This is a genomic window from Intestinibacter sp., from assembly GCF_051866655.1.
GTDB lineage: Bacteria > Bacillota > Clostridia > Peptostreptococcales > Peptostreptococcaceae > Intestinibacter.
Genome location: NZ_JBJDXL010000305.1, coordinates 1 through 16,715 on the forward strand (window position 1 = coordinate 1; position 16,715 = coordinate 16,715).

Consider the following 16,715-nt stretch of genomic DNA (forward strand, 5'->3'; position numbering starts at 1 on the left):
TTTGTTTCTTAAATAAATGTTATATATCTTTGTGCCAGAAAATATTGAATGATAGAACCTTAAAGTATTGTTCTGAATGTACTAATAAGAATAATACTGATTCTGATTTAATATTTAGACGTGATTATGTATGGATGGCTTTAAATGTAATAAGATATTTAGTTCAATTTGAGCAATTAGCCGAAGCAGAAAGAGTTATTGAAAAAGTATCTGGATGTAACGGATTATGCAAATCTGAATGGAATAGTATAACAACTAATGGATGTGGTTGCCGGAATTAAACATTATGGGAAGTATTAATAATATAAACAAGTGTTATAATTTAGATAAAAATGCTATAAATGAATTAAAGAAGAAAGTAATTCTTTATTTCAATAAACTATTATGTTTAACTGAAAAGGGACACAAACCTTGCTACGGGTTTATACTAGAAATGATTAGTTTGATTGATCTATATGAACATAATTTAGTAGATAAGGATGAATTACTTTTCATAATACAATTTTATTTAAATAACAAATGGCAGACGATATTTTAACACCAGGATTGCCTGTTGATGATTCTTGTGAAGATACTATAATGATAGAAACTCCTAATTATTTAATTAAAGATAACTATTTAGGAGAATTTGAAACTACCATAGAGAAAGAAATTGCTAGAACTAATTTAGGAGTACCATCTTTAGAAGATGTATATAATAAATCAGAATCTAGTATTCTTGCTAAACAAATCGTCCAAGAAGCATTACAGCAACATTTGAATGAAGAGGATCCTCACGTCATATTACCATTAGTAGATGATAAATTAATTGGAGTAGTAAAAAATGATGGAAGTACTCCTTTTAAATCTCCACAGATAGGAGTTGATCCTGTAAATGAATATCACTTAACTACTAAAAAGTTTGTTGAGGATTTATTAAATCATCATTTACAAGTATCAGATCCTCATCATATAATGGATTTAGTAAATGAAGCTTTATTAGAATATATAAAAGCTTCTCAAGTATATCTAAAAAGTGAGGTATATAATAAATGTGAGATAAATAATAAATTAGATGAATTTGTAAAATATGATGGAACTGTTCCATTTAAGAGACCGCAATTAGGAGTTGATCCTAAAACTGATGGTCATTTAACTACCAAAAGATATGTAGATAATCTTATTAATGAACATTTATATGACATAGATCCTCATGGATTTATAACTACATTAAATGATAGATTATCTAAATATTATAGAAAAACAGAGACTTATTCCAAGTCTGAGACATACTCTAGATCTCAAATAGATTCTATTATTAATGGATTAGTTGCTGATGCTGCTAAATCTGTTATACAGGATCATATTAATGCTGCTGATCCTCATGGAACTTTAGAACAAGTAAGAGCAGAGCATTATGTAAAGAGAGATGGAAGTATTCCATTTTTACAGCCCCAAGCTGGAGTTCCTGCTATTAATGATAATGAGTTAGTAACATTATCTCAATTAAATGAGAAATCCTCTGAGATACAAGAAAGTATTAATAAGGAAGTTTCTAATTACAAACCTATATGGATTACTAGTGGGCCAGTTAGAACTACAGTAGGATTTGTAGAAGATAATACAGAACCTCAAGCAGAAGTAACTTTCCAAGAAATAATGGATGCCATATTTTATGGACAAGCTATAGAAGTACATGCTCCTAAGTCTTGTGTTATAGGTCATACTGTTAGAGTAGAAATGTTAATTCATGGATTATTATCTTTTACTAAAGGAGAGCTTTATCAAGGAGATCAATTACTTGGCACATTCTATCCTGAAGATTTTACTGATGGAAGTTTAACTGTTGTATCTTTGCCTATATTTGAAGATACTACATTTACTTTTAAAGTAACTATGGAAAATGGAGTAGAGCATGAGGATTCTTGTTTAACTAAAGTTAGTCAAGGAGTATTTGTAGGCATTCTTTCTAGATGGTACTCTGGATATAATGTAACTTATGATTATCTAGAGCAATTAGCTAGAACTGATCCTGAAAATAATACATTTGAACCTTTAGCTGATGATGTATTAGAAATTATTCATAGTTATAACTTTACTACTCCAGAAGATTTAAAACAGTTAATTGTAGCAGTTCCTAAAGATTATCCAGACTTAGCTAGTATCAAAACTCCTGCACAAGATTTTGGAATAGAAGCATTTGATATAATTAATGATATTCCATTTGTAGTTCCTGGAGTTGAAGAGAATGTTATTTATAAATTATATATTTATAGACAACCTTTAGCTATGTATCATTCAGAAGTAACATTTAAATTTAAAGCATAATGGGACAATACTCGGAGTTAATTGGTAGCTTCAAGAGAATGGGTAATTTCCCATTAGAAGCTGATTATATATTCAATAGCGAAGAAGAATTAAAGTTATTTTATTCTCAGCCTGAAAATTATGTATTATTACATAGAGGATTATTGAGAATTGTAGCTAATCCTGAATCTAATGAGCAATATTTATATTGGGTAAATAGAAAACAAACTAATGATGATTTAGAATTTACTAAACTATTATCATTTAATAGTATTGAAGATTTATCTACTAAATTAGAGGAATTAGAAAATAATTTAAATCAAGAAATAGAAGACAGAAAACAAGCTGATAATGCTATTTGGGGAACAGAAGATAAAACTCAAATTCCTGATGATTTAAATAGTATATTTGATTTAGCCAATTCTATTATTGATTTAGAGGAATCTATTAAAGAAGGATTTGAAGGAATACAAGAAATAACTAATTCTTTAAAAGATGATATTAAAGCTATAGTAGGTACAGAATCAGATAATATAAGAGAGTATCTAGAAAATAATTTAGATTATAAATCTCTTACAGAGTTATCTAATGAACTTAATAAGTTTTTAAATACTTATAATGAAGAAGATTCTACTATAGATACTTATCCAGAATTATTAAGATTTTTAGATGGATATACTGATAAAGATAAGTTAGTATCTATATTAGATAATTTATCTTCTAATATTTTAGGAGATCCTCTTCCTACAGAAGAGTTTAGAACCCTAAGAGCTATAGAAGATTTTGTTAGAGCATTTAAATCTAATTCAGAAGCTTCTGATAATAATATTCAAGGAGAGTTAGATAATACTCAAATTGGGGTAGGTCTTAATAGTGATGGTTCTTATAGTCCTGATAAAGAGACATTCTATTTAAAGAATGCTACTTCTATTATGAATGCTTTAAAGACTTTAGATAGTCTTATTAATGAAGCAATTAATAATTGTAACTTAGAGGGCGTTAAAACTGAAACCGCTGATACTAGGATTTATAAGTTAAAAGACAAAACAGAAGTAGAAACTAATGTATTAGTATCTAGAGAATCTGGAAATACTATTCAAATAAAAGGAGATGGATTATATAGTGGAATTAGAACTGCTTATGTAGATGGAGTTCTTACTATATATGCTAATGATAATATTATAGGACAACATGTTCTTGGATTATCATATATTGGTATAGATAGTGCATATTATGATCCCTCTACTGAATCTTTAGTATTTAAATTCATAAAGGAAGATAAGACTACAGATGAGTTTAGACTTCCAGTTCATTTATTAATTAGAGAATGGACTCCTGATAATTCTGGAGCTTCTGATACTGTTATTCTTACTAGAATAGAAGGATATGCTGGAGAGGCTGATAAATTAACAGCAGATGCCAGATTATTAGTAGATAAATATAACATACTTACTAAAGTAGGTAATTGCTTATATGTAAGAGGAACTGCTGATAATATAGTTCATAATGATGTAAAAGTTAGTGTTATTATAGATAGTCTTTATAATACTATTAAAGAATTACAGAATAGACTTGCTGCGCTAGAAGGTGGCAGCGGTGGAGGAGGGGGTAGTTCTGATCTCACAACAATATCTATATTATCTTTTACTATTAATTCAGACATTTATAATGAAATAGGATCAGTAATAAATCCTACATTAAATTGGCAATACTCTTCTAATAAAATCTCTTCTCAAACTATTAATGGAGAATCATTAGATACTACATTAAGAAGTTATACTGCTAATAATATTTCTACTAATACAACATTTACATTAGTTGCTAGATCATTAAATACTGTTCAGGATACTATATCAATATATTTTGTTCCTAGATTTTATTTAGGTGTATCTACTAATAATACTTTAACTTCTGATGAAATCAAAGCATTAACTTCTGATAAATTATTATATGTAGAAGAATATTTAGGAAAGAAGACATTTAATTGTTCTGGAGGTAAATATGTATATTATGTGGTTCCTACTTCTGAGGCTGCTAATGTTGTAGTTAAAGATGGAAATGGATTCTTATTTAATGATTATACTACATCTACAGTAGATATAACTAATGATTATGGAAATACAATAAATTATACTGTATTTAGAATGAATAATAAATATTATTCAGAAGAGATAATATTTGATTTTAGTATAAAAGCTTAAATTAATATGAGTAAATTACAAGGTACAATAATTAATGCCACTATCTATCCTGCTTCAACAGAGGAGAGATTTGCAACTCATGATGCACTTTATGGAAAGGGAGGTTATCGTTCTGTTAATACAATAGCAGAACGAGATGCCATTCCAACAGAAAGATTAGTTGTAGGTTGTGAGGTGAGAGTAATGGAAGAAGAAAATTCTCCTGTCTATATCTTAACATCTTTAGACCCAATTACATGGGAGGTACTTAGTTCTGGCAATGTAGATGAAGAACAAGTTAATTCTATTATAGAAAATAATAAAGGAATTGCTGGAGGAATTGCTTCATTAGATGATAATGGTAAATTAGAGGATTCCCAAATTCCTGATTCTGCAAAAGGAGCAGTAATTCAAGGTTCTTATGTAAATGAATCTACTTTTTGGGATGAATTAGGAATTACAGTTACTCCTAATAAAAATACTGTATATATAGATACTAATACTAAATCTATTTATACATGGAATGGAGAATCTTATGTAACAGAAGATTTTGACTGGATTTTAGTAAAGTAATATGAATAAATTAAAGTTTTATAAAGGATTAAAAGAAAAATACAATTTAGCTTCACATGGAAGTGGTATTTATTTTTCTACTAATACTTCAGAAATTATCCATGATGGTATAGCTTATGGTATACAAGAGGGTTATGCTACTCAGGATTTTGTTTTAGAAGCATTAAAAAGTTTTCCTAATACTGCAATTTATAAAACTGAATCAAATGAAATTGTATTTCAAAATTCTAATTCTGGTCAAGTCATATATAGTATAACTATTCCAATAGCTACTAAAGATAATGATGGTTTATTATCTAAAGAAGACAAACAGAAGTTAGATTTATTGGAAGAAGTAGTTTGGTATTCTGAATCTATTTAATATATAAGTATGAATAAATTAAAGTTTTATAAAGGATTAAAAGAAAAATATAATTCTTCCGAGCATGGGAATGGTATTTACTTTGCGACTGATAAGAGAGAAATCATAGTAGATGGTAAATCCTATGGTTGTGAAGTAGATGATGAACTATTAAGTAATAGTACTAATCCTGCTACTGGAAGAGCTATCTATAAAGCTATTCAAGATATGATTTCTTCAGCAATAGCTAATACTGCTATAGGTAGTAAATTAATGTTAGTAAAGCAGGGAAATACATATAAGATTGAATTATATGATAGTAGAACTGATACATTATTAAGTCAGACTACTGGATTCATAGGAGGTGAAGGAACTTCAGATCTTAGTGGTTTAAGTGTACAATGGTTACATGGAGATTTATATGTTCGGTCTGGTCAGACTGCACAAGTTAAATTTAAATATGATGTATTAAACTCTAGTGGATTCTCTACAGGAACTCCTGGTAAAGCAACTATTCAAATAGTTAATACATCTAATGGAATTATAATTACTACTATTGAAAAAGATTTAGTAGCTGGAGAAATCTCAACTACAGATATTACTGAATATTTAATAGAAGGAAGTTCTATTACAGTTAATATTACAGTAACAGCTGAGACAACTAAAGGTGAGCAAACAGAACAATATAGCTGTAAGGCTTATATGGTTAGTATGAAATTACTTGATGAGAATTTCAGTATTGCTACAGCTACTACTAAAGGAGATAAAATAAAGATTCCATTTACTATTGAAGGTAGCAATATCTTAAAGACTGTAAGATGCTACTTGAATGGATCTCAAATTGATGAAAAAAATACATATACACAAGGAACATTTGAAATTCCTACTGACAATTTAAGTCATGGATCTCATGCAGTTCAAATTAGAGCAGAATATAAAGTAGATGAAGTTACTACTATTTATAGTAATTCTATTTATTATAGCTTAATAGTAGTAGAATCTGGAAATACTAAACCTTTAGTTGCTGCTAGATTTGAATATGAAGATGGCTCATTAGTAGCTGGTGTTCCTTATATAAATATAGAACAATATGATTCATATAATTTGCCTTATGCTGTATATGATCCTAATAATGTAACAGCAGAAGTTAAATTCTATTCAGATAATGAATTAGTAAGTACTAATAATACTTTATTTACTACTGATACATTCTCTTATAGATATACCTCTTATGGCACTAAAATATGTTCTATTGTTTGTGGAAATGCTGAATTTGATTATCATATTAATGTAGCAGAATCTACTTTAAAGGTAGAAGAGCCTACAGATAGCTTACAACTTTATTTGGATGCTTATGGTAAGTCAAATAATAGTGATACAAAGAATACATGGACTTATAAGGATATTACATCTACATTTGAAAATGTAAACTTCGGAGGTGATGGTTGGGTTAATAACGGATTAAGATTAATGAATGGCGGTAAAGTAACTGTAAATTATCAACCATTAAAATCTCAAACATCTGGAACTAATAATGCTTTTGCTTTCTCTATTAGATTTAAAGTAACTAATGTTATCAACGAAGAGGAAGTGGTTGTTAGTTGTATGGACGAATATGGAACAGGATTTACTATTACAACACAAGAAGCTAAATTCGTTACTAATGGAGGTAAGGAAGTATCTACTAAATTTGCTGCTGATGAAATATATAATATTGGCTTTGTATCTTATCCTGTGGCTAGTGACTCTAGTAGCTCTGATACTAAGACTAATACTTCTATGATTTACTTATACGTAAATGGTATTCTTAGTGGAGCAGAACAAAGAGATACTACCGATAACATATATCAAGCTGATCCTCAAAATATAGTATTAAAAGCTGACAATTGTACTTTAGATATTTATTCATTAAGAGCTTATAATACTCAACTTACTGATGAACAAATGTTCTCTTGTTATTTAATTGACTTAGGAGATTCTGAAACATTTAAATCTGAATATAATCAAAATGATATTTTAGATTTTAATAACAATATTTCTGTATCTTCTATTTATGGTAAAATTCCTTATGTAATAGTGACAGGAAAACAAGATGACGGTCAAGCTACAGTTCCTTATGCAGCAGTTATAAATAATAAGAATACTTCATTCTATGTAGATAGTATATTATATGTTGATGGAGAGAATCCAGAGTATAACTTTATGTGTATTCCTGATGGAAGTAATAGACCTTATATTAAGTTACAAGGAACTTCTTCTTTAGCATATCCTAGAAAGAATTATAGAATCTATACTAAAAAGGCACAAGTATATCTTGGCTGTGATGCAGAAGGAAATGGTGGAGAATTACAGTCTAAGCCAGTTTATTCTATGTCAGCTAAAGCAGCTCCTGTAAATTGTTTCTGTTTAAAGGCTGATTTTGCTGAATCTTCTTCTAGTCATAATACAGGTTTGGCTAATATGGTTCAAGAAGTACTTACTAAGACAGGTGATGTAACTCCTGCTCAAAAATTTGTAAATACTGATTCATATCCTTATGAGGTTAGAACTACAGTAGAAGGACATCCTTGTTTGTTATTCTATAGAGCTAATCCTACTGATACTCCAGTATTCGCAGGAAAGTATAACTTTAATAATGATAAATCTACTGAAGCTGTATTTGGATTCTTAGATATTCCTGGCTATCACACTGATTCTGAGTATATAGATACTCTAAATACTTTAGCTTCTAATTCTTTACAATTCCCAGAAGGATTCTCTGTAGAGGATGAAGATGGAATTTCTTATGATAAAGATGCTGTTCTTGGATTATTAGATGGAAATCCTACTGAATGTTGGGAGTTCTTAAATAATAATAATAGAATGGGAGTATTTAAAGAAGCTGATTTTGATGCTAAAATAGTAGATGAAGAATCTGGTAAAGAAATGTATAAGTGGCTTCAGATGTGGGAAGCAAGATTCCCTGATGAAGATGTTTTAAACGCTTCATTTGAGAAGGGAGTTAAACCTACATATTTAATGAGAGTAGTTAAATGGTTAAATTCTACTGATACAGAAGAAGCTACTAATAATCCATTAGAATCTACTGTTACTTATGATTCTGTTGAATATGCTATTGATTCTGCTGAATATAGAGCTGCTAAATTTAAGAATGAATTAAAGGATTACTTTGATGTTAAGTTCTTATGCGATTACTATGTAATTAATGATTGTGTAGCTGGTGTAGACCAAAGAGTAAAGAATATGATGTGGGGATTCTGGTATGATCCTAATTATTCTGGTTCCGGAGATGGAGTACTTTGTTATCCTATTTATTATGATAATGATACTATTTTAGGCGTTCGTAATGATGGTAGATTAGTATTTAATTGGGATATTGATGAGGAATCTTTAGATCCTTATACTGGTTCTTATGCTTTTGCTGGACATGATAGTGTTTTATGGAAGAATTTAAGAGAGCAATGTTCTACTGAATTAAGTGACTCTTATAAGAGATTAAGAACTAACATGAGCAATCTTAGAATGTACTACTATTTTGATGATACTCAGAGTGGTAAATTCTGCGAGAAAATATATAATAAGGATGCTATTTATAAATATGTAGTTCCTAAAACTCAGGGAGTAGATGTAAATATTGATGGTTCTGTAGTAAATAATAAATATAATTATACATTCTCTGCCCAAGGTGATAGAAAAGCACATAGACACTGGTTCATTATTAATAGAATGGATCTTTTCGATGCAAAACATAATACCGGAACTTATACATCCTCTTATTTGCAAATAAAAGGTCCTAATAAGGTAAATACTGCTGGAGTACAAGAGTTTAAAGCTACTGCTGCTAGAGATTATTATTTCCATGTTAGAAGCGATGAAGCAGGAGAGACTCATAAGAAAGTAGCTAAAGGAGAGACTTGGAATTATGTATACGATAGAGATATGTCTGAGGGATCTACATTCTACTTTACAGGATGTAAATGGATGAGTAAATTAGATCTTTCTAATTGGAAAGGAGCTTTAGCATTAGATATTCCTACTATGCCAGTATTAGAGGAATTGATCCTTGGAAGTTCTGCAACTAGTAACTCAGGATTAACTAATTCTCCTATTTCTAATAATCTTCCATTAGTAAAGAAAATCTCTATAATTAATTATAAGTCTATTGCATCATTTGATTTTTCAAATTGTAATTACTTAGAGACTTTAGATTTAACTGGATGTGATAGTACAACTTCTGCACAATTTGCTTTGGGAAGTAATTTAAAATCAGTAACTTTGCCCAAGAATTATCAGAGACTTAATTTATTATCTTTAAACAAACTTTCCGAAGATAATATTAATTTTGAGAATATCACTTCTATTAGATCTCTTAGAATTGAAAATTGTGCCTTAATTAAGGGTACTTCTTTATTAGACAGAATTTTAAATACTGAAAATAATAATTTAAAGTACGTTAGAATTACTGGATTAAATCTTAGAGGCAACGGTGATGATTTGATTAAATATAAAGAAGCATTATTAGGCGGTATTACTGATACTGGAGTTGATGATAATGATCATTGTAGATTAGTAGGTACTTATACTCTTACTAAGTTATTAGATGATAGTACATTTAATGCTTTAAATGATTATTATCCAGAACTTACTATAGTTCAGCCTACATATACTATTATTAAGTTTAATAATAGAGTAGAGACTACAGAGAAGATTACTAACTTAGATAATAGTACTGGATATGATTTTGGAAATGATTATGTTCCTTCTGGTTATATTACTAAGATAGCTAATCAGAGAGCTACCTATATGGTTAAACAAGATCCTGAAAATGGATCTGGAGCTTTTGCTGCTTGTCCTATAAATAATTCTAACAGTACCCTTTATAGTGATGGCGAATCTGCAAAAGTAGATGGAAGTCAAGGTGATTTATGTATGTATGAGCCAGCTTATTGGTATAAGGGAGTAAATGATCATAAGAAAGGAATTATCTATGCTATGTTCTCTTCTTTATCAGAAGTTCCTACAACTACTGAATATATAAAAGTAAAGAGTTCTGACTGTGAAGTTACTAAGGGTTATGCAGTTAATGCTTCTGACTTATATAATGTAATAGACACAGCTAAAGTAGCTAATTCTGCTTATAATTTATATCATTATTCAATTACTAAGACTGGATATAAACAGTTCAGAGTAATGACTATAGCTAGTGAATCTTTAGGATGTGTTGTTACTGATTCTGAAGGTAATATAATCTTGAAGTTAAAAGCTAGTCAAAATTATGGTATGTTTAATGGATCTTATCTATTTGATACATTACCAGAAAATGCTACTGATATTTATTTTACTGTATCTGCTGATGATAGCTATATAACTACTGATTACTGTTTGTTATTAACTAAATCAGAAGAGATAGAAGCTATTGAACCAGACTGGGTTAAACATGAGGCTAGATTTAATGGTAAAATAACTTCTGCTCCATATAATGAATCTGTAAATTCTGCATTACTTACTTCTATTAATAATGGATATTATCCTACAGAAGCTCATGGAAAGAGTTTAAGAGAATTATCTGGATATATTACTAATAAAGGCGTAGGCTATCAACCATTTGATTATAATAATGGTAAGGATATATTTATGTTAGCTTATGCTATCTATGGTACTACTAATCTTCATGGAAAAGTAATAGGTACAGGTAGAGATTCTTCTGGCAAATGGTCTTCTATAAGAGTATCAGCATATTTACCTAATACTAATGTTAACTTCGTAACTTATGGTAATGCAGATACTAAGACTAGTGGTTCTGATTATATATCTTATTATAATAATGGTGGAACTACTGTTTATCCAGGAATTTCATCTATGATGGGATATTATGGAATTATAGGTCAATGTGCTACATCTGCCTCTAATGATACTGTAAATAGAAGTACTGGAGTATATACTGATACTAGAACTGGAAGAAAAGCTAAGTTATTCACTTCTACTACAATGAAGAATAACTTAAATATCCAAGGAGGTAGATATTTAGATTTATTTGGAACTGGAGAATCAACTACGGGAACTGAAACTACAGGATATTGTAATTCAGAAATCATGGATAGTAGCTCTCCTGATAATAACGGATTCTTAGTATTTGGATATTTAGGAGCTGCTAATCAAACTAATGTAACTACTCACTGTAAAGTCACATCATCTAGTGCATCTGCTATAATAACATCTTATAGTATTAATTACTTATTGCGTGTTACTATAGTTCCTAATAAAGTTAGATTTGTAAATAATAGTACTGAATATATAGCAATATGAGAGTAAGAAGTTCAAATAATAACGTAAAGGGTCTAGTTTGTCTAGATCCTTTACGTAATATATATAGACTTAGATGGGATTTTTCTGATGATTCTTATGAAGAAGTAGAATTGAAATATAAGCCATCTAAAGAAGATATTCAATCTATAATAGAGGATTATTACAATAAACAAACAGAGGAAAATATAATTAATGGATTCTCTTATAAAGAGAATAAAGTTTATTTAAGTAGAGATAATCAGCTTAATTATTTATTATTTGCAAATTCTACTATATTTCCAATAAATGTAAAGTTTGGAACTTCTGATAATCCAATCTATTATACTTTTAAGTCTAAAGATGAAATGACATCCTTTGTAAATAAGATTGCTAATCATATTAGTACATGTTTACAAGATGGATGGAATAAGAAAAAGAATATAGATTGGAGTTTATACGAATTATAATAATTAATTTGATATGGCAATTACAAAATCAACTAACAAAATTCAATTCATTAAAGCTAATAAAGCCGCTTATCAAGATATAAAAGCAACATATCCACATTGTATTTTCTTTGCTATTGATGATAAGTGTATTATTGTAGATGATGTAGAATATGGCTTAGGATCTGCAGATCTAGCAGATACATTAAAGAAATTGGTAACTGATATTACCATTAGTGGTAATAATACCATTACTTTATTAGATGCTGAATCTAATACAGTAGGTACTCCTATTACTATTAATGATGCTTCTAGTGCACAAGCTGGTTTAATGTCAGCAGCAGATAAGGCTAAGTTTGATTCATTCTTTGGTGGTACCGGAGAAGGAATTAGCTTAGATGAAATCTGGGATATGATTGGAGAGAAGGGTTCTGATAGTAAAGTAGATGCTACTACTCTTTGGGGAGGTATTGATGAAGTACAGGATGAATTACTTGCATTCATAAATACTAAAGGCCAGCATAGTGGTTTAGCTGAACTTGATGAAAATGGAGTTGTTCCTTCTAACCAATTACCTAGTTATGTAGATGATGTAGTAGAAGTTGCTACAGAAGCTGCTCTCCCAGAGACAGGAGAATCTGGAAAGATTTATATCACGGCTGATACTAACTTAATCTTTAGATGGGTTAAAGATTCTGCTAAATATGTAGAAATTCCTAGAACATCTGCTGAATCTATTACAAGATTGAATAAGATTCAGACTAAAGAAGGAGTAGTAGATGAAGAGTATTCTATAGAAAAAGGAGTACAAGAAGCTAATGCCTATACAGATAATAGTCTTTCATGGTATGAGGATGATCAAAACTAATACATAAATGACTAAATTACCAAGAGGAATGAGTCAATTGGATTACCTTTGGACTAACTTTGGAAATTACAAAGTGTCTGAAGGAATCCAATCTCCTCCTGATCCTAATAGTTTAATAACAGAAAAAACTTTAGTTGATGCTATTAAATCAGAAACTGGAAGTTATATTACTAATTTAAAACTATTAGATGCAGGAGATAAGTTAAAACTAGTAGGTCTTTCTGATTCTGGAGAAGAATTAACATTTGTAGAATTAGATAAAGAGAATTATCTAATAAATGCAGAGGTTATAAGATCTACTCAGGAAGAGATAGATAATACAGTATGTGATGAGCTGGATATTCCTCTTTTAGTATTATCTTTAAAGAATGGTAGTAAGTATTATGTTAATTTAGGCCAATTTAATTATATTGGCGGAGAAACTAATTCCATTAAAACTACTGTATTAGGAAAGAAAATATCAGCTCATTTAAAGATAGATAACTCTATTGAAACTCCTATAGTTGATGTAAAAATAACAGATTCTGGATTAAAGGTCGATTTAACTATTAAAGATCAGAGTGATAAACAATTAAAATTAGTAAGAACAGATAATGGTTTAGATACTAGTTTTACTTGGGATGATGGTAATAATATTTTATTTAAATGCTTGACTTATGATGAATATCATAGTATGTCAAGACATGATTTAGGTAAAATTTATTTCATTACAGATGAAATGTGCATCTACTTGAATGAAGTACGCTACGGTGACAATCTCTCATTAGTAGATACTGATACAATAGAAATCACTAATATAGGCAATTCTGTTAGATTAGGAGTAAAGATAGATCCTAATGAATATAATCTATTATCAAAATCTAGTGCAGGATTAACTGCACAAATATATTGGGAAGAATAAAATGGCAAAAATAGTTCAATTTGCGAGAGGTAATAAGAATTTATACAATATTCTTACTGCTGAGGAAAAACAAAGAAAAATATTCTTCGCTCAAGATACTAATGAAATCATAGTTAATAATGTAGTTTATGGTATTAATTTAAAGTCGGAAGAATTAGAATTATTATCATCTGTTGAAGTAAATTCTCCTGGAAAACTTACTTTTACATTAAGTAATGGAAAGAAGAAAATAATTCAAACAGCTCCTATAGCTACAATAGATACTGATGGTTTACTTAGTAAAGAAGATAAAGCATTATTAAATAGTATTCCTTCTACTTATGCAACTAAGCAAGAGGTAAAAGATATTACTTCTAGAGTTTATAGATTTAGGGGTACTTTACAATCTTATACTGATTTACCTGATAATGCTGAAATAGGAGATACTTATAATATAGTAAAAGCATTCTCTATAGATGGAACTTATTACTCTGCTGGTACCAATGTGGCATGGGATGGAGAAAACTGGGATCCGCTAGGAGGAGAAACAGATAGTTATTCTAAAGAAGATGCAGATGCCAAATTTGTTTCATGGACAACTGATCCTAATAATAAGAAACTTATTATTCTTCCACAAGGTTCTAAGATTATTGGAACTAGAAGTGATGGAGATGGAAGTAACTTAATTCAATTAGGTATCTATGAAAATGGAGCAGTTCAGCAAGTAGAAGTTGGTTCAGTAAAAGAGCATTTATGTCTTAATTCATTAGACAGACCTACATTAGATCTTCCTACTGGAGTAAAAGAAAGAATTGCTTATCTGTCTGATACAGGCAATCTTGATTTATCTGTTTATCCAGATAATGCTGTTGTTATGTATATTCCTGAATTAAAGCAGGAATTTATAGATTCTTATGGAACTCCTAATAAAGTAGATAATTCTGATGCATCTTATGTATTAGGAAGTGATTACATAGCAATAATCTATACTGAATCTCAAACTACTAAATATGATTTATATTCTGCAAGTACTGTTATTCCTGATTCTACTCATGCTGTAGCTAAAGGATTAAGAGAAGAATATGTTAATATGCTTACTTGGGAAGAATCAGCAGAAGAATTTATTTCTCCTTCTACTTCTTTAATAAATCATATAGCAACTGGAGGTACTGTAACCTTAACTAATAACTTAGTTCTATCTAAACCATTACAAGTAAATGGTAATACAGTTCTTAATTTAAATGGAAGAACTATTAAGTATGAAGGTACTGTTTTCCAAGTAAATGAAGGTGCTGTTTTAACAATTAATGGTGATGGTACTATTAATGGAGCAGATGGAATAGATTCTAAGACTGTAATAGCTACAGGTGATGTAATTATTAATGGCGGTACATTTACTTGTGGTGTAGATGCAGATGATTATACAAATTCTGTTATTTATAGTAATGGCGGTCAAGTAACTATTAATAGTGGTTATTTTGCAGCTAAGAAACCATATACTAATGGATGGTATTATGTATTAAATATTCAGAATAACGTAAAAGATAATACTAAATTTATAGTCTATGGAGGTGACTTTGAGAATTACAATCCCGCTTCTGGTGATGATAATTTAGGAGGTAACTTCGTAGCAGATGGATATGAATCATTAAAGATTAGTAATGATCCTACCGTTTATAGGGTAGTTAAACAATAATAATAATTTAAATTTAAATTTTTATGGCTAATAGTTTTGTAAAATTTTATAGACTTCCTAGTTCAACTTATACTTCAGCAGATTATACAAAGGATGCTAATGGTATTTACTTTATTACAGACACACAAGAATTAATAGTAAATGGAGTAAATTATGGTATGTCTTCTACATTAGTAGAAAAGTTAGAGGGAGCAATTGATAAAGTAGCATTTACTTCTCCTAACACTATTGTATTCACTAATATCAAAGGTACTGTAGAAACTACAGTAACTATTCCAAACGCTACTACATCTGAAGCTGGTTTAATGTCTTCTACTGATAAAGTTATTTTAAATACTTTAAATGGAGAAGCTACAGTAGCAGGTTCTGTTAAAAAACAAGTAGCTGATGCTTTAGCTTCTGCAAAGAGTTATACAGATACTGAAATTGAGAAGCTTGATGTAACTGATACTGCTGTTGCCGGAAGCTATGTATCTGCTGTTTCAGAAACAAATGGTAAAATTTTAGTATCTCGTGAAGCTCTTCCTACTGTTACTGAAATTAAGAGTGATGGAGAAGCTATTATTTCTGTATCCCAAAGTAATGGTAAGATTTCAGCAACTACTGGTGCTATTAGTGCTACTAATGTAAATGTAGCAGATGCATCTAGTCACTTTACTGCTACTACTGTAGAAGGAGTTTTAGATGAGTTATATACTAAATCTGGAGAGGGTGCAGCAGTTACAATTACCTCAGCAACAGGATCTAATGATATTTTAAAGACATATACTATCAAACAGGGTGGTATTAGTGTTGGAACAATTGATATTCCAAAGGATCTTGTAGTTACTTCTGGTTCTGTAGTTAAAGGTAACTGGGCTGACGATGTATTTACTGAGAATGTCTCTGGATCAGGTACTGCTTTGAAACTTGTTATTGCAAATCAGTCTAATCCTGTTTATATTAATACTCTAGATCTTGTTAAAGATCATACAGCTGGTAATGGTATTAATATCTCTGATACTAATGTAGTATCTGTTGTTGTAGATTCTGCTTCCGAATCTTATTTAACCGTTGGTGCTTCTGGTGTTAAACTAAGTGGTGTTGAAAATGCTATAACTTCTAAAATTAATGCTTTAGATGCTAGTATTACTTCTACTGATGGAAGCAAGGTAACAGTTA

Annotated in this window: 11 protein-coding genes; all 11 read left to right on the forward strand. The window is 29.8% G+C overall.

The genetic code is table 11. The annotated features are described in order from the left end of the window. Positions 1-281, forward strand: a 281-nt coding sequence (locus ACI3VO_RS09120; RefSeq protein ID WP_439757614.1) for a hypothetical protein, incomplete at its 5' end; no start/stop codon positions are given. A 238-nt stretch (positions 282-519) separates the two neighbouring features. Further along, complete coding sequence (locus ACI3VO_RS09125; protein ID WP_439757615.1) at positions 520-2,307, forward strand: hypothetical protein; 1,788 nt, start codon at positions 520-522, stop codon at positions 2,305-2,307. Next, complete coding sequence (locus ACI3VO_RS09130; RefSeq protein ID WP_439757616.1) at positions 2,307-4,487, forward strand: hypothetical protein; 2,181 nt, start codon at positions 2,307-2,309, stop codon at positions 4,485-4,487. The genes ACI3VO_RS09125 and ACI3VO_RS09130 overlap by 1 nt, the downstream gene beginning before the upstream one ends. Before the next feature lie 6 nt (positions 4,488-4,493). Further along, positions 4,494-5,039 carry a hypothetical protein gene (locus ACI3VO_RS09135; protein ID WP_439757617.1) on the forward strand — a complete coding sequence of 182 codons (546 nt, stop codon included), beginning with the start codon at positions 4,494-4,496 and terminating at the stop codon, positions 5,037-5,039. 1 nt (position 5,040) lies between these two features. Further along, a complete protein-coding gene (locus ACI3VO_RS09140) occupies positions 5,041-5,400 on the forward strand; it encodes a hypothetical protein (RefSeq protein ID WP_439757618.1) in 360 nt (119 codons plus the stop codon). 9 nt (positions 5,401-5,409) lie between these two features. Next, positions 5,410-11,685, forward strand: a complete 6,276-nt coding sequence (locus ACI3VO_RS09145; protein ID WP_439757619.1) for a hypothetical protein — start codon at positions 5,410-5,412, stop codon at positions 11,683-11,685. Next, positions 11,682-12,131 (forward strand): hypothetical protein, encoded by a 450-nt coding sequence (locus tag ACI3VO_RS09150; RefSeq protein ID WP_439757620.1) that lies wholly within the window; start codon positions 11,682-11,684, stop codon positions 12,129-12,131. The genes ACI3VO_RS09145 and ACI3VO_RS09150 overlap by 4 nt, the downstream gene beginning before the upstream one ends. 13 nt (positions 12,132-12,144) lie before the next feature. Next, positions 12,145-12,978 carry a hypothetical protein gene (locus ACI3VO_RS09155; RefSeq protein ID WP_439757621.1) on the forward strand — a complete coding sequence of 278 codons (834 nt, stop codon included), beginning with the start codon at positions 12,145-12,147 and terminating at the stop codon, positions 12,976-12,978. Between the two features lie 7 nt (positions 12,979-12,985). Continuing rightward, positions 12,986-13,879: a hypothetical protein gene (locus tag ACI3VO_RS09160; RefSeq protein ID WP_439757622.1), complete on the forward strand. Its 894-nt coding sequence runs from the start codon at positions 12,986-12,988 to the stop codon at positions 13,877-13,879. Between the two features lies 1 nt (position 13,880). Continuing rightward, positions 13,881-15,554 carry a hypothetical protein gene (locus tag ACI3VO_RS09165; protein WP_439757623.1) on the forward strand — a complete coding sequence of 558 codons (1,674 nt, stop codon included), beginning with the start codon at positions 13,881-13,883 and terminating at the stop codon, positions 15,552-15,554. Between the two features lie 23 nt (positions 15,555-15,577). Next, on the forward strand, positions 15,578-16,715 hold a 1,138-nt coding region (locus ACI3VO_RS09170; RefSeq protein ID WP_439757624.1), incomplete at its 3' end, for a hypothetical protein.